Genomic DNA, 21,615 nt, shown 5'->3' on the forward strand with positions numbered 1-21,615 from the left:
GGTGACCCGGATCGCCACAAGAAGTGTACGGGACCTTCGCACCCCCGGGTGACGGCGTTGTCCACAACCGGTCGGTACTCCACAGAACCGGGTCATGATCAGCGCGGTTGGGTCGATCCGCGCGACGCTGTACGCATGATCACTGTCCGTATCGCTTCGCTCACCTTTTTCGCGTCGTTGTTCCGATCGTTTTTCCAACGCACCGGAAGCGTCCCCGCTCCCCTCTTCGCACTCGTTCCGCTCGCCCTGACGCTGTTCGGTACATCCGCCGCCGGGGCGGTGGAGGAGGCCGGTGGCCGGGACGGCCGCCGGGTCTGGCCGGTGGGTGTCCGCCCGGTGGTGCTGCGCGGCTGGGAGCCACCGCTCTCGGCGTACGGTCCTGGCCACCGCGGCGTGGATCTCGCCGCCGCCCCGGGCACGGCGGTACGGGCCGCGGCCGCGGGCCGGGTCTCCCACGCGGGCCGGGTGGCGGGCCGCGGCGTGCTGTCGATCACGCTGCCGGGTACCGGAGCCCCGCCGTTGCGGATCACCTACGAGCCGGTGGAGCCGCTGGTGTCGAAGGGCGACGAGGTGACAGCGGGGCAGGTGGTGGGGACGCGGGAGCCGTCCGCCTCGTCCCACTGTCCGGCGAGCTGTCTGCACTGGGGCCTGCTGCGGGGCGAGACCTATCTGGATCCGCTGTCCCTGCTGCCCCCGGAACTGCTCCGCCGAGGTCCGTCCCGGCTCCTCCCGGTCCACGGCGTACCGGAGCCGGCCGCGGTCAGGACGCCGTCGGCCAGGCCGCCGTCGCCACCGCCCGCACCGACGCCGGCCATCGCATCGGCGGCCGGTACCGCGCTGCACGCACTGGCCCTGTTGACGGTGGCGGTCCGGGCGCACCGGACCGGGCGCCGTCGGGCCCGCGGCGTACGCCGGGTGCGTGTGTGGCGACGCGCGCGCGACCGGAGCCCGTCGGCCACCTGGCTCACCCGGCGCGGGCGCGGGCAGCGCGGGGACCGGGAACTGCGCGGGCTCAGCCCCGTACGCCTCGCAGCGCCATCGACACCGCTGCCTCGGCGATCTCCGGCGGTGCCTCGGCCGCGCCGAGTTCGATGCGCCGGACCGCCGCGTCGACGACGCCCTGGAGCAGCATCGCGGCGAGCCGGGGCTGCTCGTGGCCCAGTTCGGCGAGAGCTTCCACGATCATGGCGATCAGCCCGCCGTGCGCGGCGCGGATCTTCTCGCGGGCGCCGGCGTCCAACTCACCGGCGGAGATGGCCACGACGGCGCGGTGCCGCCGGTCGCCGACCAGCGCGAGCTGCTGCCGTACATAGGCCTCGACCTTGGCCTCGGGCGTATCGGCCCCGGCCATGGCCGCCTCGACCTCCGCCGCCCAGACCGGGAAGTCGACGACGCACAACTCCTCGACCACGGCGGCGCGCGAGCGGAAATACTCGTACACGGACGATCTGGCGAGGCCCGTGCGTTCGGCGAGCGCGGGGAACGTCAGCGCTTCCGTACCGCCTTCGGACAGCAGGGAGCGCGCGGCGTCCAGCAGAGCGCCGCGTTGCATGGTCCGGTGCTCGGCCACGGAGGCCGCTCGAATCCTGGGCACGCCTCCACTCTACGGACGAGGCGGCCCGAACACAGCGTCAGCGTCCGACGTCGGCCAGCTTGGCCCGCAGCTGGAGCACTGACTTTGTGTGGATCTGACTGACCCGGCTCTCCGTCACGCCAAGGACATTGCCGATCTCGGCGAGGGTGAGTCCTTCGTAGTAGTACAGCGTGACGACGGTCTTCTCGCGGTCCGGGAGTGTGTTGATGGCGCGGGCCAGCAGCCGCCGCAGCTCGCGGTCCTCGGCCACCTCGACCGGATTGTCGGCGGCGGTGTCCTCCAGGGTGTCCATCAGGCTGAGCCGGTCGCCGCCCTCGCCGCCGACATGCAGCAACTCCTCCAGCGCCACCACGTTCGCCAAGGACAACTGGCTGAAAACCGCGTGCAGTTCCTCCAGCCCGATGCCCATCTCGGCGGCGACCTCCCCCTCCGAGGGCGAGCGCCGTAACTGCGCTTCCAGCGTGGCGTAGGCGCGCTCGACGGCCCGTGCCTTCTGCCGCACCGAGCGCGGGATCCAGTCCAGGGCGCGGAGTTCGTCGATCATCGCGCCGCGGATACGGGTGATCGCGTACGTCTCGAACTTGATCGACCGCGCGATGTCGAACTTCTCGATCGCGTCGATCAGGCCGAAAACCCCGGAGGAGACGAAGTCCGCCTGCTCGACGTTGGACGGCAGTCCCACACTCACCCGGCCCGCGACGTACTTCACCAGCGGCGAGTAGTGCAGGATCAACTGCTCGCGCAACCGCTCGTCGCCCGTGGTCTTGTACGACCGCCACAGCTCGTCGAGCGACGAGGGCGCGGCGGGCCGCACGGCGCCCCGGGCAGCGGGGGGCGCCGCCGCGCGGTCGGACCCGGAGGTGTGCTGGGGCATGCGTCGCCTTGAGCCGTTCTGCTGTGAAGGTGCGGGAGGACGTCTGGCTGGGCCGGAATGCAGGTGAGCGTAGCGTGACTGGAGCGTCGCGGTACGCGAGGACCAGGCGCCCGCGCCCGCTCGGCCGGACACCGTCGGCCGCCCCCGGCGTCCGGGGCCGACGCGGCCCACGCCGGCCCCCGAGGTGTCGCCGAGAGGGACACGAAGGTCATCGGCATCACCTTTTCACCCGAATGCCCCAGGTCAAGTACCGCCTCGCCGCGCGCTACCCGCCGGTGTCGCCCGGGACGTCAACTGCCAGCCGTCGCCGAGCCGTTCGACGAACCCCAACGAGTGGAGTTCGTACAGCTTGCCGAGTGCCTCGTCCGTCGTCGTACCGGCGCCCCGCGCGATCTGCCCGCCGTCGGCGGCGCCCCGGGCGGGCAGCGCTTCCAGCACCCGTGCGCTGACCGGATCGAGCAGGTCCCTGGGCAGCACGGGACCGCGCCGGAGCGGGGCGAGGTCACCGATGTCGCCCACCAGCTCGATCACTTCGGCGGCGTCCGTGACCAGCGCGCCTTCGCCGCGCAGCAGTTCGTGGACCCCGGCCGAGAGTCCGCTGGTGGCCGGCCCCGGAACACCCATGGTGAAGCGGCCCAGCCGCTGGGCGGCGCGCGCCGTGACCAGCGATCCGCTGCGGTACTCCGCCTCCACCACGACCGTTCCCCTGGTGAGCGCGGCGATGACGCGGTTACGGAGGACGAATCTGCTGCGGGTGGGGTGATCGCCCGGTGGCAATTCGCCGATGACCAGCCCCTGTTCGGCGATGCGTCCGATCAACTCGGCATGACCGCGCGGATAGACCACATCGACACCGCAGGCGAGCACGGCCACAGTGGCTCCGCCCGCCGCCAGCGCGCCGCGGTGCGCCGCGCCGTCCACCCCGAACGCCCCGCCGGACGTCACCACCCAGCCGCGCTCGGCGAGACCGGAGCCGAGACCCGCCGCCATATGTGCCCCATACGAGGTACACGCCCTGGCCCCGACGACGGCGACGGAGCGCAGTGACCAGATCCGCAGATCCGGGCGGCCCCGCACCCAGAGCCCGATGGGCCGGGCCGCTCCCAGGTCGTCGAGCTGGCTGGGCCACTCCTGGTCACCGGGGCAGACGAACCGGCCGCCGGCCTCGGCCACCGCCGCCAGATCACGCTCGGGAACGGCCGCCACCGCCCGTATCCGATAACCGCCGAGCCGCTGCTCACGGACATCGGTGAGCTGCTCCCGTCCGGCGTCCGGCGAGGTGAGCAGCGCCATCAGCCGCACGGCGCCGAACCGCCGCAGCCACTCTCCGCCCCGCTCGTCACCCGGTTCGAGGACCCGGGTGAGCGCGGCCCGCGCCAGCCGCTCCTCCGGGCTGACGCCCGGTGTCATGAGACTCCTCCCGCCGGGGCCCTGGCGCCGCGCGCGATACCGGTGCGCAGCTCCAGCGCCAGCGCCACGTCCCGCGCTTGGGGCCGCTCGCGCCCGGCGAGATCCGCGACGGTCCAGGCCACCCGCAGCACCCGGTCCAACCCTCGCGCGGTGAGCAGGCCCCGCTCCAGGTCACGCTCGGCCGCCGCGAGCGCCCCGGGGGCGACCAGCCAGCGGGTCCGCAGCTCATGCCCCGGCACCTCGCTGTTGACCGACCACGGCGTGCCCACCAGCCGGGCCGCCGACCGCTGCCTGGCCTCCCGTACCCGCGCGGCGACCTCCGCCGTCGACTCGCCTCTGCCGCCCTGTCCCAGCAGATCACCACGGTCGACGGGCCGGACGTCGACCCGCAGGTCGACCCGGTCGAGCAGCGGCCCGGAGAGCCGCGACTGGTAGCGCCGGATCGCCGAGGGCGGGCACTCGCACCCCGCGCCGCGCAGGGTGTGCCGTCCGCAGGGACAGGGATTGGCCGCCAGGATCATCAGGAAGCTCGCCGGGAGCCGCACCACCCCCGCGCTGCGGGCCACCACCACGTGCCCCGACTCCAGTGGCTGCCGCAAGGCGTCCAGCGCCCGGCCGGAGAACTCGGGAGCCTCGTCGAGAAAAAGCACGCCGCGATGTGCCAACGACACCGCGCCCGGTCGCGGGATCCCGTTCCCACCGCCGACCAGTGACTGCATGGTCGCCGAGTGGTGCGGCGCGCAGTAGGGCGGGGTACGGACGAGCGGCTGGCCCGGCGGCAGCATGCCCGCCACCGAGTGCACCGCCGTGACCTCCAGGGATTCCTGTCTGGTCAGTGTGGGCAGGACCGCCGGAAGCCGCTCCGCCAGCATGGTCTTGCCCGCGCCCGGCGGGCCGTGGAGCAGCAGGTGGTGCCCGCCCGCGGCAGCCACCTCCAGGGCCGTACGAGCCGCCGCCTGCCCGGCCACGTCGGCCAGGTCCGGCCGGTGTCCGCCGCCCTGGGCACCGGCGGCCAGTCCGGTGCCCACCCCCGCACCCGGCACCATCAGCCCCGCCAGCATCGCGTCCGGCCGCCCCGTCTCGGGCTCCGGCGGCTCCTCGGGCACCGGCTCGTCGCTCAGGACGGCGATGAGCTGCCGCAGACTGCGCACCCCGAGAACCGACACCCCGGGCACCAGGGACGCCTCGCCCGCGGTCTGCTCGGGGACGACGACCTGGTGATAGCCCGCCTCGGCCGCCGCGAGCACCGCCGGCAGCACCCCGCGCACCGGCCGGACCCGCCCGTCCAGGCCCAGCTCCCCGATCAGCACCAGATCGGCGATCTTTCCGGGGTCGATACGCTCCGCCGCGCCGAGCACGGCGGTGGCCACGGCGAGATCGAACCCACTGCCGCCCTTGGGTACGGAAGCGGGGCTCAGACCCACAGTGAGCTTCTTCTGCGGCCACTCCGCGCCGGAGTTCACCACGGCCGCCCTGACCCGGTCCCGGCTCTCCACCAGGCTCTTGTCCGGCAGTCCCACCAGCGTGAAGGCGGCCACACCCGGCTCCAGGTCCGCCTGGACCTCGACCACCACACCCTCGACGCCCACCAGCGCCACCGAGCACGCACGCGCGAACCCCATCAGGCCACCCCCCGGGCGTGCTCGACCACGGGCGCGCCCCGCCGGGGCAGCAGCACTCCGATCAGATCGATGCGCACCCCGCCGGGCGGCGGACCGCCGCACCGCTCCAGCCAGCAGCCGGCGAGCCGTCTCAGCCGGTCCGCCTTCTCCGGTGTGACCGCTGCCATCGGATGCTCGAACGAACCGGCTCTGCGGGTCTTCACCTCGCAGACGACCAGCATGTCCCAGCCCCGGGCATCTCGGTCCCGGGCCACGATGTCGATCTCACCGGTCCTGCCGCACCGCCAGTTACGGGCCAGTACGGTCAGTCCCGCCTCGGCCAGCAGTCGTGCGGCGAGATCCTCGCCGTACTGCCCCAGTGCCCCCGTCGCGTTCATCTCGGCACCACCTCCGGTACCGACTCTGACGCGTATGCCCACAACTAGTGGATCTTGGTGGACAACTCACCGGTTGTGGACAACCCGGTCACCCTTCCGGGGAACACCTGCGCCTCACCCCGGGAACACCGGCCACCCGCCCGGGGAACACCCGCTCACGCCCCTCAGCCGCCGGGCAGTTCGAGATCGCTCTTGTTCAGCTCCTCGATATTCACGTCCTTGAACGTGAGCACCCGCACCTGCTTGACGAACCTGGCCGGCCTGTACATGTCCCAGACCCATGCGTCCGCCATGGTGACCTCGAAGAAAACCTCACCTTGCACGGAATGCACCTGCATCTCGTAGTCATTGGTGAGATAGAAGCGACGCTCGGTCTCGATCACATATTTGAACAGACCGACGACATCGCGGTACTCCCGGTAGAGCTTCAGCTCCATCTCGGTCTCGTACTTCTCGAGGTCCTCGGCGCTCATGGCAATGTTCCCCTTCAGCCGTACGTCCCCCCATTGTGCTCCGGCCTCCCGCGCCCCTGGACGTTTTCGGGGGCGAGGAGCACCGGTGCGTCCGGAGGACCCTCGTCGAGCAGCGTGCGCAGCAGCTCGGCGAGCCTGGTCGGATATACCGTCTCACGCGCCGCCGACAGTTCGGCGGAGGTCCACCACCTCATCCCCGCGACACTGCGCAGCTCAAGCTCGGTGAGCCCGCCGGGAGAGGTACCGGTCTGGCTCGTACGCGCCAGGAAGTACCACTCGTCCTGGTCCCAGCGCCGCCCGTCGAACGGGAAGGAGCAGGTCCGGCGCCACAGCACGGGCCCCAGCTCCACCTGTGTGATCCCCGTCTCCTCCACGAGCTCGCGGAGCGCGGCCTCCGCCCGGCTCTCCCCGTCCTCCAGACCACCGCCCGGCGTGAACCACCAGGTGACTTCCGGGTCCTCCGGCTCGTACCCGTGCAACAGCAGAATCCGGTCCTCGGGGTCCAGCAGCACCACCCGCGCGACCTTTCGCAGCGCGCCTCCGCCCGGCCCCGGCAGCGCGCCTTCAGCTCCGGCGTTCACCCGCGGACCTCCTCGCCGGCCTCTCGCCGCGCCCGGGGCCGCCGCGACAGCCGTCCCGCGACCGGTCCGTACGCGGCCCCGCCCAGGATCAGCAGCGCTCCGAGCACCACCGCCGCGGTCAGCAGCCGCAGCGGACCAGGACCGGACACTCCGCCCGGCAGCGCGGCGAAGCCCTCCGGCCGCTCGATCATGGTGCCAAGCGGCCAGGCCAGGGCGTCCACCCGCGCGTCCACGGCCGAGCGCGGCACCGCGCCCTGCGCCTGATCCGCAAGGTGCGTGCGCGAGTCGAGCGAACCGCTGCGTTCGTCACCGAGCATGAACAGCTGCCCCTGGGGCACGGTCGCGTCGAAGTCCTCCGTGGAGGCCCGCCCGCCGATCATCCCCTTCACGTACGGCTCGTCGACGGCCTTGCCGTTGACGGTGAGCCGGCCGTCCGCGTCACAGCAGGCGACCTTGTCGCCGCCGACCCCGACCACCCGCTTCACCATCGGCATGTCGGCCCATTGCTTGTCGGAGAAGACCACCACGTCCCCGCGCCGTACATCGCCGCCGGATATCCGCTGCGCCAGCACCCGGTCGCCCGCCTTTACCGTCGGGGACATCGAGTTGGTCGGCACCGCGTACGGCCGGTACTCGACGGCCGCCCAGGCGAAGCCCCCGAGGAAGAGCAGACAACCGACGGCCACGGCCAGCCCCGACAAGACATTGCCGAGGCGGCCGCGGCCGCCGTCCGTACCTTCGGTCCCGTTCCCGGTCCCGCCTTCAGTCCCGTTTCCGGTCCCGCTCATCCCAGTACTCCCCCACTCCGGAGAAAGACCCTCGGAGGTCGACGATCTGGGACGGCACCCTACCCGGCGGTACGCCGCCGGGTCAGCCTCCTCCTGCGCCACAGCACGAGCGGCAGCGCCCCGGCCACACCGAGGGCGCCCGGTGCCACCGCGGCGGCACCCGAGACCGCCGAGGCGGCGGTGCTCAGCCCGGACTGGTCGAAGGTGCCGGGCACCGGCAGCGTGGACCAGCGGGTGACCGGCCAGGCCACGACGATCGCGCGTCCGACGACCTTGTCCGCGGGGAACGTGCCGTGATCGGCAAGCTCCTGGTGGTAGCGGGAGTCCAGCGAGTTCTGCCGGTGGTCGCCCATCACCCAGAGATTGCCCTTGGGCACGGTGATCGGCCCGAAGGGCTCGTCGTCGCAGGGAGTGTTGCCCGGGTAGATGTAGTCGGTCTCGTTCAACGCGTGCCCGTTGACCTGGACCTTTCCGCCCTTCTTGCACTCCACCGTGTCGCCGCCGACCGCGATGACCCGCTTGATCAGATCCTTGTCCTCGGCGGACGGCATCAGTCCGATGGTGCTGAGGACCGTCTGCAACGCGTTCGGCTGGGGGGTCGGGGTGCCCTCCAGCCAGCCGCCGGGATCCTCGAAGACCACGACCTCGCCGCGCTTCGGCTCGGCGCCGAACCAGGGCGTGAGCTTGTCCACCAGCACCCGGTCGCCCTGCTGCAAGGTGTTCTGCATCGAGTCCGAGGGAATCGAGAACGCCTGCACCAGGAAAGCCTTGATCAAGAACGCGAGAACAAGCGCGATCAGGATCAGGAGAGGCAGCTCCTTCCAGAAGGAGCGCGGCTTCTTCGCCCCCGATCCGGTCTCGGACCCATCGTCGCCCCGGCCCTCGCCCCGGGAATCACTCATCTCGTCCGTCACGGCTTCGGGCGACTCGGCGAGCTGCTCGCGTCCCTCCTCGGGATCGTCGTGTCCGGATCGTGCGCCGACCGCCACATCCCCCACATCCACTCCTCAGTCCGTGCGAATACTCCGTGCGATCGCCCGTCCCGGATTCGGAACAGGCCCACCACTCCCATAACGAGCGGGAGTTCCGCAGGGCTCGGGAGCGGGATCAATCCATTCAGATCCTGATCCTGAGAGGACACACTATTCGACCGTCCGCCCGCCGTCGCCGGGGCGCCGATCGGGTCGGGGATCGAGGCGTAGGTCTGCCGCTGCTCCAGCGTGGTCCAGTGGTCGAACGGCCAGGCGATGACGACCGCGCGGCCCACGACGCTGCCCTCCGCGACCGTACCCTGGTCCTTCTCCCGCAGGTGGAAGCGGGAGTCGGCCGAATTGGCCCGGTGGTCGCCCATCACGAAGATCCGCCCGGCCGGTACCCGCACCTCGAAGGGGATGGTGGAGGGCACGTTCCCCGGGTTCAGGTAGGGCTCGGTGAGGGGTACGCCGTTGACGGAGACTTTGCCGTTCGCGTCACAGCATTTGACGGTGTCACCGCCGACCGCGACGACCCGCTTGATCAGATCCTGCTCGTCGGCGGACGGCAGCAGCCCGATGGCCGTCAGCCCGGTCTTGATCTGCTTGACGACAGCGGGGGAATTGTCCGGCTTGGGCTGCTCGTCCTCCAGCCAGCCGCCGGGGTCCTCGAAGACCACGACATCGCCGCGCTGAGGCTTCGAGCCGAACCAGGGCGTCAGCTTGTCCACCAGGACCCGGTCGCTGATCCTGATCGTCTGCTCCATCGACCCCGAGGGGATCACGAACGCCTGCACCAGGAACGTCTTGAGGACCAGCGCGATCAGCACCGCCACGGTGATGAGAAGCGGGATCTCCTTCGCGGCGGACCGCTGACGGCGCCGCTTGACCCTGCGGGCGAGCTTGCGCCGCTCCGCCCGGCCCGGCAGCGACCGGCCGGTGGTGGGCCGGCTGCCGGTAGGCAGTCTGGTGTCCGAACCATGACTCGCTTGACGTCCGCGCTTACCCATGGGCGCCCTCCGGGCTTCGTACGTCCCGGAAGGCACCGGTGGGCTCCACCGTGGACCAGCGGCCCAGCGGCCAGCCGATCCAGTCCGCCCTTCCGATGACCTTGTCGACGGGTACCATGCCGCCGCCGGGCTCCCCGAGATGGTCCCGGGAATCTCGCGAGTTACCGCGATGATCGCCCATCACCCACAGGGTTCCCTGGGGCACGACGATGTCGAAGGGGACACGGGAAGGCGCGTCCCCTTCATACAGATAACGTTCCCGCACCGCCCGGCCGTTCAGTGTGAGCCTGCCCCCCTTGTCGCAGCAGGCCACACGATCGCCCCCCACGCCGATCACACGCTTCACGTAGTCGGTCTCGGCGGGCTCCGCGAGCCCCAGGGCCGCTGCCGCCGCCCGCAGCAGCCCGGTCACGGGATTCTCCCGGGGCGGCTCCTGGACGAAGGATCCGGTGCCGTCGAAGACGACCACGTCGCCGCGGGCCGGCTCGGCCCCGAAACGGTAGGCCGGCTTGTTGACCAGCACCCGGTCCCCGACCTGGAGCGTGGGCTCCATCGAGCCGCTGGGGATCAGGAACGGCTGCACCACGAACGTGCTGACCAGAAAGAGGAAGAGGGCGCAGGCCGCACCGATCTGTCCCGTCCGGCGCCAGGACGGCCCCAGGCCCTGCGCGGACCGGCGTCCGGGGGCGGCTCGGGGAAAACGCACAGAGCGCGACCGTTCGTCCGACCCGGCAAGGGATTCGGAGGAACGGTCGCGCTCGGTGTGCTGTGCTTCGGTGTCCATCGGAGCCAGAGCTTATCCGGCGGCCCTGTGGACCCGGGTGCGACGCCGAGACTCCGCTCGGGCCGCGAGGTCGCGCGGACCGACTAGTCGCGCTTCTCCTTGATCTTCGCGGCCTTGCCGCGCAGCTCACGGAGGTAGTAGAGCTTGGCGCGACGGACGTCGCCGCGGCTCACGAGCTCGATCTTCTCGAAGATCGGGCTGTGGACCGGGAAGGTGCGCTCGACACCGACGGAGAAGGAGACCTTGCGGACCGTGAAGGTCTCACGGACGCCCGAGCCCTGGCGGCGGATGACGACGCCCTTGAACTGCTGGATACGCGAGCGGTTGCCCTCGATGACACGCACGTGGACGTTCACGGTGTCACCGGGGCGGAAGGCGGGGAGGTCGCTGCGGAGCGACGATGCGTCGACTACGTCGAGCAGGCTGGACATGGAGGTCTGCTTCCTCGTTGATGCCACAGGTCATCAACGGATGTCGAGAGGAGAGTCTGAGGTGCCGTTCACGTCGGGCGGGCGTCTTTCCCCCTGTGGCAGGGGCGCACGTCGGACGTACAGCAACGGCTCATTCTTCCACGGCCTCGGGCCTTCGCCAAAATCGGCCGCCGGGCTCCGGTGACCAGCCCAGGATGGAGAGCATCTCGCGGTCCTTCTTGTCGAAGGCCGAGGGATCGCAGCGCTCGATGAGGTCCGGCCGGTTGGCCGCCGTACGCCGGAACGCCTCGTCCCGCCGCCAGCGCGCGATCCTGCCGTGGTGCCCGCTGAGCAGGACGTCCGGAATCCCGCGACCGCGCCACTCGGGCGGCTTGGTGTAGACCGGCCCCTCCAGCAGATCGGCCATCGCGCCGGGGGCGAAGGAGTCGTCGCGGTGCGACTCGGCGTTGCCGAGGACGCCGGGCAGCAGCCGGGCCACGGCTTCGGTGATCACCAGGACGGCGGCCTCGCCACCGGCGAGCACGTAGTCGCCGATGGAGACCTCGACGACCGGTATCCGGGTCGCGTACTCGTCGATGACCCGTCGGTCGATGCCCTCGTAGCGGGCGGGCGCGAAGAGCAGCCAGGGCCGCTCGGAGAGCTCCACGGCGAGCTCCTGGGTGAACGGGCGGCCGCTGGGGGTGGGAACGACCAGGACGGGGCCATGGGCGCCCGACTCGTACCCGCTCGCCAGGGCGTCGTCGAGAGCCTCGCCCCACGGCTCGGTCTTCATGACCATGCCGGGACCGCCGCCGTAGGGAGTGTCGTCGACCGTGTTGTGCCGGTCGTACGTCCACTCCCGGAGGTCGTGCACATGTACGTCGAGCCGCCCGCGCGCGCGGGCCTTGCCGACGAGCGAGACGTTCAGGGGGTCCAGGTACTCCGGGAAGATCGTGACGACATCGAGCCGCATCAGCCGCCGCCCTCGCCGGACTCGTCGTCCTTGCCGGAGGCGATCACGGCCCGGTCGTCGATCAGGCCCGGCGGGGGGTCGATCACGGCCCGCTGTTCCTCCAGGTCGATCTCGGTGACGATCTCGCCCACGAAGGGGATCATCACCTCGCTGCCGTCCGGCCGCTCCACGATGAACAGGTCCTGCGACGGCAGGTGGGAGATCTCGGTGATCCGCCCGATCTCCGTACCGTCCGCCAGGACGACATCCAGGTCCATCAGCTGATGGTCGTAGAACTCCTCGGGGTCCTCGGGGAGTTCCTCCGGGTCGATCTCGGCGATCAGCAGGATGTTGCGCAGGGCCTCGGCGCCCGTACGGTCGCGTACGCCCGCGAAGCGCAGCAGCAGCCTGCCGCTGTGCACCCGGCCCGTCTCGATCGTCAGCGGTCCGGCCGAGGCCGGTTCCGTGGCGAGTACGGCGCCGGGTCCGAGCCGCAGTTCGGGCTCGTCCGTACGCACCTCGACGGTGACCTCGCCCTTGATCCCATGGGCCCGGCCGATCCGCCCGACTACCAACTGCACCTGCACACCGCCTCTTCGCGGCAGCGCCGCCGCCGCTCTCGTGGACGTGGCTGCTCACCGCTGTGGATCCTCGATTGATGGTTGCTGTCACCGATTGTCGCCGTCACCACCGGAAACAACGCGGGCCGGGAAGAGCCGTGGCCCTCCCCGGCCCGCGCCGGTGTGTCAGCTGTGTCAGCGAACCTGGTCCACGTCGACGAGGTCGACGCGGATACCGCGACCGCCGATGGCGCCCACAACGGTCCGCAGCGCACGCGCGGTGCGGCCGTTACGGCCGATCACCTTGCCGAGATCGTCCGGGTGCACCCGGACTTCCAGCACCCGGCCGCGGCGCAGGTTGCGCGAGGCGACCTGCACTTCGTCCGGGTTGTCGACAATGCCCTTCACGAGGTGCTCGAGAGCCTCCTCGAGCATGATCAGGCCTCGGTCGACTCGGCGGCGGCCGAGGACTCGGTCCCGGCTTCGTCGGCCTTCTTGTCGGTCTTCTTCGCCTTCTGAGTGATCGCCTCACCCTTGGGCTCGTCGCCGGCGTCCTTCACAAGGGCCTCGAAGAGAGCACGCTTGTCGGCCTTCGGCTCCGGCTGGAGCAGCGGCGCGGGGGCCGGGAGGCCCTTGTGTGCCTGCCAGTCACCGGTGAGCTTGAGGATCGCGAGAACCGGCTCGGTCGGCTGGGCGCCGACGGACAGCCAGTAACGCGCGCGCTCCGAGTCGACCTCGATACGCGAGGGGTTCTGCACCGGGTGGTACAGACCGATCTCCTCGATGGCCCGGCCGTCACGGCGGGTACGGGAGTCGGCGACGATGATGCGGTAGTGAGGCGAACGGATCTTGCCCAGACGCTTCAGCTTGATCTTGACTGCCACTGGAGTGGTGTCTCCTGGTCTTGACGTGGTTGGGCACAACGGGATGCCGCGTGGGGTTGCGGTACCCGATCCGCCCGATGGACGCGTCAGCCGGAGGAGAGAGGGGTCCTGTGCGACTGTCGAGTACGGCTGGCCATTCTGCCACACAGCCGCGGCGGGACATGACCCGGCCGATCTCCCGCCGCGGTACGGAGCGGGCCGGGACCGGGTCCCGCCCGCCTCGGGGCGCGTCTCAGCTCGCGGCGGCGACCACTTCCGGGATACGGAAGGGCTTGCCGCAGCCCCCGCAGACGATCGGTGCCTGGGCGAGGACCGAGGGAACGACCCGTACGTTCCGACCGCAGTCGCAGACCGCTTTGACGCGCACCCCGCCCCCGGACGAGCCGTGCCGGGCGGCCGGACCCCGGAAACTGCGCTTGGTGTCGGAGGCCGTCGCGACCGTGTGCGCCTTGAGCGCACGCTGGAGGCGCTCGATGGTGGGGCGGTAGCGCCGCTTCGCCTCGGGGCTGAGCGAGACCAGGGAGAAACCACTGCTGGGATGCGGCTCCTCCGGATGGTCAAGACCCATCTCCTCGGCGATCGCGAGGAATCGGCGGTTGTGATAGCGGCCCGCCCGCGAGGTGTCGCGGACGCCTCTGGCCGCGGCGATGCCGTGGACCGCTTCGTGAAGCAGTCGTTCGAAGGAGAGCTCGGCGCCACAGGCGGACGAGGACTCTCCGATCAGGGACTCTGGCGCGGCAAGATCCGGCAGCTCGGGGTGGGACCGCTGAATGTCGGCCCACGCCTGCGCCAGCTCTGCGGCGAGAACAGGTGGTGTCGTGCTCACGTCGTGAACAACGAGCCGGAGCCCTCACGGGTTCCATTCCGGGGCATCTCAAATAATTTGCACGTACCCGTCAGTTGCCATTGATGCGTCCTGACGAGGGCGGGTGCGCTGATCTGCGGAGAAGCTTCGCAGGTCACCTCAAGCCGGTACGTAGTACCGCGTACGCATCGGCGCGTAGACGATCTACGTAAACCGGCATTCCCGAGCCGGAACCCGTACCGGCGGTCCGAGGACGGCCCGCGCCATGCCCCGAGGGCGAACCGAGCCGGAAGAGGTGCTCGGCGAGTGTGGGCGACGGCACACTCCACGACGGCGACAGTACCGGGATCTTGATCCGCTCCGGGTACCGATCCGTCGCTCCGCCGGTGTCCGCGCTTACCCGAATGGCCTAATTGCCACCCTCTCGCGCTCCGGCCCACAGGCGGTCGCACGCCCTCACCATGGCGAAGGCGGGACGGCCGCGAGGCCGGGGAAAAGGAATCGGCCAAGTACGCGGGGGCGCACACCCGGAGCACGCGCTCCACGCCCGCCGCACCCACTGGACGCGGGCACAGATGGGGAGTTCCCTGGCATACGGGGATGCACGCGCGCACATACACGGGGGGGCTGTCACTCAGGGCACTACCGACCTCTCGGCGGATTGGGGCGCTATCCATGACACGTACGCTCGCCCAGTACCACCAGCTCCCTTCGAAAGCGGCCCCGGCACCGGCGGTTCCCGCCGACGCGCGTGCGCGGGCCCGCGACTGGGCCGAGATCCAGGAACGGATGCTGGTGCCGCTCTACGAAGCGGTGTACGAGCGTCTGGAGGTGCGCGCGGGGACGCGTGTCCTCGGTCTCGGCTGCGGCTCGGGGCTCGCCCTGGTGCTCGCCGCCGCCCGGGGCGCACGGGTCACCGGGGTGGACGCCGACCAGGAGCGGCTGGCGCTGGCCCGTGAGCGCCTGCTCACCGGCCGGGCGCGCGGTGGCTCCGGCGGCCGGCCGGAGGACGCCGGGACGCTGCTGCCCGCGCACCGCATGGCCGACGCCACGACCGGGCCCGACCGCACTCCGTACGACCTGATCACCGCCTTCCAGCCGGTCGGCTCCGTGCCGGGCGGCAATCCGGCGCTCGTCCCCTCCCTCGGTACGGCGATACCGCTGGCCTCGCGCGGCACGCCGGTGGTGCTGGCGGGCTGGGGGCCACCGGAGCGCTGCGCCACGGACGCGGTGCTGCGCATCGCGAGCCGGCTCACCGACCGGCTGCGGAAGAGCACCTGGCGCCCGGCGCACCGCGACGACCTGGAGAATGTCGCCGCGCGGGCCGGGCTGAGGCCGGACGGCTCGGGACGGGTCGCCTGCCCGTTCGGGTACGCGGACATGCGCAGCGCGGTCCGCGGGCTGCTGTCGACCGGGGTGTACGACGGAGCGATTCAGGCGACGGACGGACGGCAGGTGGAGAAGGAGATCAGCGAGGCGCTCCATCCCCATATGCGGCGGGACGGCACGGTCTGGATGCCGAACATCTTCCGCTATCTGATCGCCCGCACGCCCTGAGCCGCACGCGCCCGGACGTCCTGCCCGCTGCCCTCACGCGCGGCGTCGGCGGCCCGCCCCCGCTGCACGAAGGCGGCTCGCGCGTGTCACCGTCGACCACGCTTCCGAGGCCGGCGCATGCTCGCCGCGAGGCCGGTGTCCGGCCGTGACCCCACATCCACATTCGTGGTTACCGTCTTGTCGATCTTGTCAGGCATCGCAGGAGGGACCACATGGACGGCCGACTCGCGCTCCGCATCCAGCTGTTCCAGGAGAGCGGCCAAGCCAGGCCCGAGGTCGCCGCGTTCGTGACAGCCGAGCTGAACTCCCTGGCCACCGAGGGGCATCCGGTCACCGAGGCCACGGCCGGCATGCTCACCAGCCACCTGATGATGGCGCTGGGCCGGCTTCTCGACGGCGAGCAGATCGAGGAGTTCGGGACCGACGAGCAGGTGGCGGCCGAACTCGCCGGGTACCCCGGGGCCTTGGCGCGGGCCCGTGCCGTCTCCGTACGGGCCGAGAGAGAACTGGGCGCTCCGCTGCCCGACTCCGAGATCAACTTCCTGGGCCTGCATCTCGCCGCGCTCACCCGGTGCCCGCACGCCTCCTGACCTCACACCCGGTCCTCCGGGACCGCCTCACCTTCTTGGGGAACCAGCCATGACGAAGATCCTCACCGGTGGCGTCGGCAAGTCCGAGGTCGCGGACACCGTTTCCACACTCGCACTCGACGGCCTGGAGATCACGCTCTCCAACGACATGGACGCGGCGGTGAAACTCCGGGCCGGCCAGGCCGACTTCTACCTCGGCACCTGCCACACCGGCGCCGGCGCCTCCCTCGGCATCCTCGTCGGTCTCCTGGGCCGGTCCCTCTGTCACACCTTCGGCCGCTCCGTACCCACCGAGGATCAGGTCGCCGGCCTGCTCGCGGAGGGCAAGAAGGTCTTCGGTTTCGCCATCGATCAGATCGACGTGATCGCCCCGATCTTGGCCCGCGCCATCGCCGCGCGCGGCTGATCCCCGAAGGCCTGCCACGGCACAGAGGAGAGCCCCGTGACCACCGTCCTCGCGGCGAGCCCCGGCCTGGACTTCTCGCGGACGCAGCAACTGACCGTCGTCGCCCTGTGCGCGCTGACCGCCTTCGTCTCACACCTGGCGCTGGCCGTGTTCAACGACGGCGTACGCCCGTTCATGCTCGACTTCATCCAGGGCCGCACCACGCGCACCGCCACCACGGCCGTGTCCTTCGGGCTCTCGGCGGGCTTCGTCTTCGGCCTCGGCGCCCCGATGGCCCTGTCCAGCGGCGTCCTCAACCCCTGGCTGCTCTTCCTGCCCACCGACATCCTGGGCCTCCTCGCGCCCAGGAAGTGGCTGGCACCACTGCTCGGCGGCGCGTGGGGCGCTGTGGTCGTCCTCGGCCTCGACGGGGCCAACCGCGTGGCCCATGACCTGCCCGTCGACTTCCTGACGGCGATGCGGCAGATGTCGACGCCGATCCTGTTCCTGTTCACGCTCTTCCCGGTGCTCGCCATCACCAGACAGTTCGGTCGGCTGCGCGGCGGCATCGCGGCCGTACTGGAACTGGCCCTGGTCATCATGACCTTGAAGCTCTGGCCCACGGTCTTCGCGGGTTCGCTCGCGATGGCGGCCGGAGTGCTGCTGCTCATCGCTTTCGCCATCCGCAAGGACCTCCTTCAACGTACGGCGGACCGCGCCGCCGCCCTGGCGGCCGGGGAGCAGACCGCCGGTACGGGGCGAGTGGAGCCCGCAGACGACCCGATGGCCTCCCTGTTCAGCGCCGGCGCCCTGCGGCTGCGCCGCTTCCTCCCGCTCTTCATGGTCCTGGGCGCCGGGATCTGCGTCCTGGCACAGACGCACATATTCGGCGGCGGCGAGGCGACCAGCTTCCTGATCGCCAAGGGGCAGTACGGCGAGGCCGCCCAGGTCGACTTCTACCGGGTCTTCGGCTTCATCCCGCTGATCGCGACGACCGCGCTCGCCTCCGGCGCGTACGGCATCGCGGGCTTCACGCTCGTCTACCCCGTCGGCTATCTGATGCCGAACCCGTTCCTCGCCGCCGTCGCCGGCGCCGTGGTCCTCGCCCTCGAAGTGCTGGCCCTGTCCGCCCTCGGCAAGGTCCTCGGCAGGCTGCCGAGCGTGCGCGACTCCTCCGAGCATCTGCGCGCGGCGATCACCGAGACGCTGGGGCTGGCGATCCTCTTCGGCTCGCTGCTCGCGGCCCAGGTGATGGGCGGCGGTCTCGCGATCCTCGTCGTCGGCGGGCTCTACCTGCTCAACGAGGCCATGGGCCGGCCGGTGGTGCGGATGGCGGCCGCGCCCGCGGCCGTCATCGTCGGCGGCGTCCTGCTCAACGTCCTCCACTGGCTGGACCTGTTCACCCCGGTCAAGGGCTGACCCCGGAAGGCACCCGTACCCATGCGCCATCTCACGACCGTCGCCGGGCCGCTGCCCGTCTCCGCCGTGCGCGGCCCGGCGCTCGCGCACGAACATCTGGTCCTCGATCTCGACCGTACGGGCGATGGCGCCGCCGTCCTCGACGCGGTACGTCACCGGTCCGCCGTCACCTCCGAACTGGCCGCCCTGCGCGCCGAATTCGGGCTCCGCCTGGTCATCGAGCTGACCTGCCGGGGCATGGGCCGCGACCCGCGCGCCCTGGCCCGTATCGCCGAGGAGTCCGGGGTCGCGGTGGTCGCGGCGACCGGCTGGTACTACGAACCGTTCCACCCGGACGGGACCGGTACCGCGAGCGTCGAACAGCTCACCGCGACCCTGGTCGAGGAGATCGACGGCGGCCTCGACGGCACCGGCATCCGCCCCGGCGTGCTCGGCGAGATCGGCAGCCACGGCGACCGGCCGGGCCAGGCGGAGACCCGTACGCTCCTCGCCGCCGCCCACGCGGCCCTCACCACCGGCCTCTCGGTCGCCACCCACACCCAACTCGGGCGCGGCGGTCTCGCCCAGCTGGAACTGCTCACCCGTACGGGCCTGGCGCCCCACCGGATCTCCCTCGGCCACCAGGATCTGCTCGACGACCCCGCCGTGCACCGCGAACTGGCGGCGGCGGGCGCGTACGTCGCCTTCGACACCGTCGGCAAGGCGAGCTATCAGAGCGACGGCAGCCGGCTACGACTGCTGCTGGCGCTCCTGGAGGCCGGCCACGCGGACCGGGCCCTGCTCAGCTGCGACATCTCACGCCACGGGTATCTGGAGTCGGCTGGCGGCCAGGGATACGGGCACCTCTTCCGGTCCTTCCTGCCAGAGCTGCGCGCGGCGGGCGTGGACGACGACCTGATCGACCTGATGACGCGCCGCAACCCGCTGCGCTTCCTGACCGGCGCCGACGCGGCGGAAATCTGAGATCACGGAGGCGATCCGATATGCCCGCACAGCTGCCCCCTGAGAGGCCGGCACAGCTGCCCCCGACCTTCCCGCTGGCGACGGTCCCCCTGGAGGACGCGGTCACCCGGCAGTTCCGGCTGCTCGAAGCCACCGCCGCGCACTTCGAGGGGCACCAGCTCTTCGAGGCGGACGCCGGTGTCGTGCCGGGGCCCGGCCGTCCCCGGACGACCGCGCGCGTCGAAGCCGTCCTCGCCGACTACTTCGGCGCCGACGACGCGGCCCTCGTCCAAGGAGCCGGTACGGGCGCGATCCGCGCCGCTCTCGGCGCGGCCCTCTCCCCCGGCGATCCGCTGCTGATCCACCGCGCGCCCGTCTACCGGACGACCGCCGTCACCCTGCGCGGCCTCGGAGTCCGCACCACCGAGGCTGACTTCAACGACCGTACGGCGCTCGGGGCGGCCCTGCGCTCCGGCGCGCACCCCTGGGCGTACGTCCAGCACAGCCGTCAGCGGCTCGCCGACTCCTACGATCCGGGCGAGGTCATCGCGGCCTGCCGCGCCGCCGGGGTCCGTACGGTCGTCGACGACAATTACACGGTGATGCGCGTGCCCGCCTCCGGCGTGGAACTGGGCGCGGACGCCTCCTGCTTCTCCCTCTTCAAACTGCACGGCCCCGAGGGCGTCGGCGCGGTCGTCGGCGCACGCGATCTCGTCGCGCGCGTCCGCGCCGACAACTACTCCGGCGGCGGCCAGGTCCAGGGCCACCAGGCACTCGACGCGCTGCGCGCCCTCACCCATGTCCCCGTCATGTGGGCGCTCCAGTCCCAGGTGGGCACCGAGATCGCGGCCCGGCTCACCGCAGGAGAGGTGCCGGGCGTCGCTGAGGTACGGATCGCCAACGCGCAGGACCGCTGCCTGCTGCTGCGGCTGGACCGCCCCGTGGCCCGCGAGCTGCCGGCCGCCGCCGCGCGGCACGGCGCCGCGCCCTATCCCGTGGGCTCCGACTCCCGCTACGAGATCGCCCCGCTCGTCTACCGGTTGTCCGGCTCGGCGCTCGAAGACTCCCCGGAACTCGCCGACTGGACGGTACGGATCAACCCCATGCGGGCAGGTGCCGATCTGGTGATCGGGATCCTCCGCCGTTCGCTGCACGACCTGAAGGGCTGACCGTGTTCCTCGACACCGTCCTCACCCGTAACCCCGCGCTGGTCGATACGGCGACCGCGCTGCACCGGTCCGGTGCCGTCCCGCCCGACACCTACGTCTTGGACGCCGACGCCGTCGAGGCCAATGCCGCGCTGCTGGCGGCCGAGGCCGAGCGGCTCGGGCTCTCGCTCTGGTTCGTGGTGAAGCAGTTCGGCCGCAATCCCGCGCTGATCCGGGCGGTCGCCCGGCACATCCCCCGGTTCGCCGCGATCGACCCGCCCGAGGCGCGGGCCCTGCACGCGGCGGGCGCGCGGGCCGGCAACCTCGGGCACCTGGTACAGATCCCGCGCCGCGACCTGCCCGAGATGCTCGCGTGGCGGCCGGAGGCGGTGACCGTCTTCGACCTCGCCAACGCGCGGGCCGTGTCGGACGCCGCCGGTGCACTCGGCTTCGTACAGGACGTGTTCGTACGGATCGAAGGCGCCCCGGGCTCCGTCCACCCGGGCCAGGAAGGCGGCATACCACTGGACGCGCTGGACGACTTCGCCGCCGTGGCCGAACAGCTGCCGTCCCTGCGCATCGCGGGCGTCACCGCCTTCCCCTGCGTCCTCCGCGACCCGGCCACGGGCCTGCTCGCACCGACCGCCACATTCGAACTCGCCCTCAGGGCAAGGGAACTGCTGAGCACGCGCGGTCACCACCCCCTGAAACTCAGCGCGCCCAGTGCCACCTCCATGGCGTCCCTGCCGCTGCTGGCCGAACTGGGCGCCACGCACGGCGAGCCGGGCCACTCCCTCACGGGTACGACGCCCCTGCACGCGGCCGATCCGCACCAGCCGGAACAGCCCGCCTATGTGTACGTCAGCGAGGTCTCCCACCTCCTCGCGGACGGACGGCCCGCGCTGTACGGAGGGGGCTTCTACGCTCGCGGCGGTATCCGCGACGCGCTCCTGCCGCGCACCGGCGTGCGCCTTCCCGTACAGGCGGCGCCCGCCGAGAACATCGACTACTACCGACTGCTGGACGCACCCCCGCCCGGTGCCGTCAGGGCCGGTGACACCGCCGTACTCGCCTTCCGTACGCAGATCTTCGTGACCCGCTCGACGGTCGCGATCGTCTCCGGCCTCGCCACGGGGAACCCCCGGCTGACGGGCCTGTACGACGCGCGGGGGCGGGCACTGTAGGGAACCCGGCGTCCGGCGGGGGTACGGGCCTGTGGTCCGGGTGCGGGTTGTTGCCGGGTGCCGCTCCGGGGTCATGTCCTGCACTGCACGATGTACGGCGCGTGCGGGTCTCGTACCTGAGTGCGGCCGGGTGTGCGCCACAAATCGCGCTTTACGTTCCGGACACGACCCCTGCGCGACCCCCTTCACCGCCCGTCACAGACCACCCCCACCGGGCGGCAGGCGGCGAACCGGCGGGAGGGGGTCGGGGTCGCAGGAGGTGACGTGTCCGGACGTAAAGCGTGATGTGTGCCGC

At 71.4% G+C, this 21,615-nt stretch carries 23 protein-coding genes and 2 pseudogenes; 8 read left to right on the forward strand and 17 right to left on the reverse strand.

Translation table 11 applies throughout. From position 1 onward, the window contains the following. Nucleotides 1-135 precede the first annotated feature (135 nt). Nucleotides 136-666 (forward strand): annotated as a pseudogene (locus ACIOJD_RS00435) (peptidoglycan DD-metalloendopeptidase family protein); the annotation flags it as partial. Between the two features lie 346 nt (nucleotides 667-1,012). Here ACIOJD_RS00435 and ACIOJD_RS00440 read toward each other — a convergent pair. The 17 genes and pseudogenes from ACIOJD_RS00440 to ACIOJD_RS00520 form a co-directional block, all read right to left on the reverse strand. After that, nucleotides 1,013-1,552 (reverse strand): TetR/AcrR family transcriptional regulator, encoded by a 540-nt coding sequence (locus tag ACIOJD_RS00440; protein WP_401908821.1) that lies wholly within the window; start codon nucleotides 1,550-1,552, stop codon nucleotides 1,013-1,015. A gap of 79 nt (nucleotides 1,553-1,631) precedes the next feature. Then, nucleotides 1,632-2,468, reverse strand: coding sequence for an RNA polymerase sigma factor WhiG (whiG, locus tag ACIOJD_RS00445; RefSeq protein WP_401907446.1), 837 nt, complete (start codon nucleotides 2,466-2,468; stop codon nucleotides 1,632-1,634). Between the two features lie 243 nt (nucleotides 2,469-2,711). Further along, nucleotides 2,712-3,878 carry a DNA-processing protein DprA gene (gene dprA / locus ACIOJD_RS00450; protein ID WP_401907447.1) on the reverse strand — a complete coding sequence of 389 codons (1,167 nt, stop codon included), beginning with the start codon at nucleotides 3,876-3,878 and terminating at the stop codon, nucleotides 2,712-2,714. Beyond that, the gene (locus ACIOJD_RS00455) at nucleotides 3,875-5,500 is read right to left on the reverse strand and encodes a YifB family Mg chelatase-like AAA ATPase (protein WP_401907449.1); all 1,626 of its coding nucleotides are present in this window, start codon (nucleotides 5,498-5,500) and stop codon (nucleotides 3,875-3,877) included. The genes dprA and ACIOJD_RS00455 overlap by 4 nt, the downstream gene beginning before the upstream one ends. Next, complete coding sequence (locus ACIOJD_RS00460) at nucleotides 5,500-5,877, reverse strand: YraN family protein (RefSeq protein ID WP_401907451.1); 378 nt, start codon at nucleotides 5,875-5,877, stop codon at nucleotides 5,500-5,502. The genes ACIOJD_RS00455 and ACIOJD_RS00460 overlap by 1 nt, the downstream gene beginning before the upstream one ends. A gap of 164 nt (nucleotides 5,878-6,041) precedes the next feature. Next, nucleotides 6,042-6,350, reverse strand: coding sequence for a DUF2469 domain-containing protein (locus ACIOJD_RS00465; protein WP_014675276.1), 309 nt, complete (start codon nucleotides 6,348-6,350; stop codon nucleotides 6,042-6,044). A 14-nt stretch (nucleotides 6,351-6,364) separates the two neighbouring features. Next, nucleotides 6,365-6,931, reverse strand: coding sequence for an NUDIX hydrolase (locus ACIOJD_RS00470; protein WP_401907452.1), 567 nt, complete (start codon nucleotides 6,929-6,931; stop codon nucleotides 6,365-6,367). Next, complete coding sequence (gene lepB, locus ACIOJD_RS00475) at nucleotides 6,928-7,719, reverse strand: signal peptidase I (RefSeq protein ID WP_401907454.1); 792 nt, start codon at nucleotides 7,717-7,719, stop codon at nucleotides 6,928-6,930. The genes ACIOJD_RS00470 and lepB (ACIOJD_RS00475) overlap by 4 nt, the downstream gene beginning before the upstream one ends. A gap of 59 nt (nucleotides 7,720-7,778) precedes the next feature. After that, nucleotides 7,779-8,708 carry a signal peptidase I gene (lepB, locus tag ACIOJD_RS00480; RefSeq protein WP_401908823.1) on the reverse strand — a complete coding sequence of 310 codons (930 nt, stop codon included), beginning with the start codon at nucleotides 8,706-8,708 and terminating at the stop codon, nucleotides 7,779-7,781. Then, nucleotides 8,614-9,700: pseudogene (lepB, locus tag ACIOJD_RS00485) on the reverse strand (signal peptidase I). Before lepB (ACIOJD_RS00485) ends, lepB (ACIOJD_RS00480) begins: the two are co-directional and overlap by 95 nt. Next, entirely contained in the window at nucleotides 9,693-10,484 is a 792-nt protein-coding gene (lepB, locus tag ACIOJD_RS00490; RefSeq protein WP_401907456.1) for a signal peptidase I, read from the reverse strand. The pseudogene lepB (ACIOJD_RS00485) and the gene lepB (ACIOJD_RS00490) overlap by 8 nt, the downstream one beginning before the upstream one ends. A gap of 83 nt (nucleotides 10,485-10,567) precedes the next feature. After that, on the reverse strand, nucleotides 10,568-10,915 hold the full coding sequence (rplS, locus tag ACIOJD_RS00495; RefSeq protein ID WP_401907457.1) for a 50S ribosomal protein L19: 348 nt from the start codon (nucleotides 10,913-10,915) through the stop codon (nucleotides 10,568-10,570). Nucleotides 10,916-11,045: 130 nt separating this feature from the next. Then, nucleotides 11,046-11,867, reverse strand: coding sequence for a tRNA (guanosine(37)-N1)-methyltransferase TrmD (gene trmD, locus ACIOJD_RS00500; RefSeq protein ID WP_401907458.1), 822 nt, complete (start codon nucleotides 11,865-11,867; stop codon nucleotides 11,046-11,048). Then, entirely contained in the window at nucleotides 11,867-12,427 is a 561-nt protein-coding gene (gene rimM / locus ACIOJD_RS00505; protein ID WP_401907459.1) for a ribosome maturation factor RimM, read from the reverse strand. The genes trmD and rimM overlap by 1 nt, the downstream gene beginning before the upstream one ends. Nucleotides 12,428-12,601: 174 nt before the next feature. Continuing rightward, entirely contained in the window at nucleotides 12,602-12,841 is a 240-nt protein-coding gene (locus tag ACIOJD_RS00510) for an RNA-binding protein (protein WP_020868149.1), read from the reverse strand. A 2-nt stretch (nucleotides 12,842-12,843) separates the two neighbouring features. Then, entirely contained in the window at nucleotides 12,844-13,290 is a 447-nt protein-coding gene (gene rpsP / locus ACIOJD_RS00515; RefSeq protein WP_401907460.1) for a 30S ribosomal protein S16, read from the reverse strand. Nucleotides 13,291-13,522: 232 nt separating this feature from the next. Further along, nucleotides 13,523-14,116 carry a hypothetical protein gene (locus tag ACIOJD_RS00520; protein WP_401888754.1) on the reverse strand — a complete coding sequence of 198 codons (594 nt, stop codon included), beginning with the start codon at nucleotides 14,114-14,116 and terminating at the stop codon, nucleotides 13,523-13,525. Between the two features lie 654 nt (nucleotides 14,117-14,770). Between ACIOJD_RS00520 and ACIOJD_RS00525 the strand changes: the two genes are divergently transcribed. The 7 genes from ACIOJD_RS00525 to ACIOJD_RS00555 all read left to right on the forward strand — a co-directional run bounded on the left by ACIOJD_RS00525 (nucleotide 14,771) and on the right by ACIOJD_RS00555 (nucleotide 21,320). Then, a complete protein-coding gene (locus tag ACIOJD_RS00525) occupies nucleotides 14,771-15,652 on the forward strand; it encodes a methyltransferase domain-containing protein (RefSeq protein ID WP_401907461.1) in 882 nt (293 codons plus the stop codon). Between the two features lie 212 nt (nucleotides 15,653-15,864). Beyond that, nucleotides 15,865-16,242, forward strand: coding sequence for a transcriptional antiterminator (locus ACIOJD_RS00530; RefSeq protein WP_401907462.1), 378 nt, complete (start codon nucleotides 15,865-15,867; stop codon nucleotides 16,240-16,242). A 49-nt stretch (nucleotides 16,243-16,291) separates the two neighbouring features. Continuing rightward, a complete protein-coding gene (locus ACIOJD_RS00535; RefSeq protein WP_401907463.1) occupies nucleotides 16,292-16,648 on the forward strand; it encodes a DUF2620 domain-containing protein in 357 nt (118 codons plus the stop codon). A gap of 36 nt (nucleotides 16,649-16,684) precedes the next feature. Continuing rightward, nucleotides 16,685-18,046 carry a YhfT family protein gene (locus tag ACIOJD_RS00540; protein WP_401907464.1) on the forward strand — a complete coding sequence of 454 codons (1,362 nt, stop codon included), beginning with the start codon at nucleotides 16,685-16,687 and terminating at the stop codon, nucleotides 18,044-18,046. Nucleotides 18,047-18,067: 21 nt separating this feature from the next. Further along, nucleotides 18,068-19,009 (forward strand): phosphotriesterase, encoded by a 942-nt coding sequence (locus ACIOJD_RS00545; RefSeq protein WP_401907465.1) that lies wholly within the window; start codon nucleotides 18,068-18,070, stop codon nucleotides 19,007-19,009. A 20-nt stretch (nucleotides 19,010-19,029) separates the two neighbouring features. Continuing rightward, on the forward strand, nucleotides 19,030-20,157 hold the full coding sequence (locus ACIOJD_RS00550; protein ID WP_401907467.1) for an aminotransferase class V-fold PLP-dependent enzyme: 1,128 nt from the start codon (nucleotides 19,030-19,032) through the stop codon (nucleotides 20,155-20,157). Nucleotides 20,158-20,159: 2 nt separating this feature from the next. Next, nucleotides 20,160-21,320 carry an alanine racemase gene (locus ACIOJD_RS00555; RefSeq protein ID WP_401907468.1) on the forward strand — a complete coding sequence of 387 codons (1,161 nt, stop codon included), beginning with the start codon at nucleotides 20,160-20,162 and terminating at the stop codon, nucleotides 21,318-21,320. Nucleotides 21,321-21,615 lie beyond the last annotated feature (295 nt).

Source organism: Streptomyces sp. NPDC088116 (genome assembly GCF_044741745.1).
Lineage (GTDB): Bacteria > Actinomycetota > Actinomycetes > Streptomycetales > Streptomycetaceae > Streptomyces.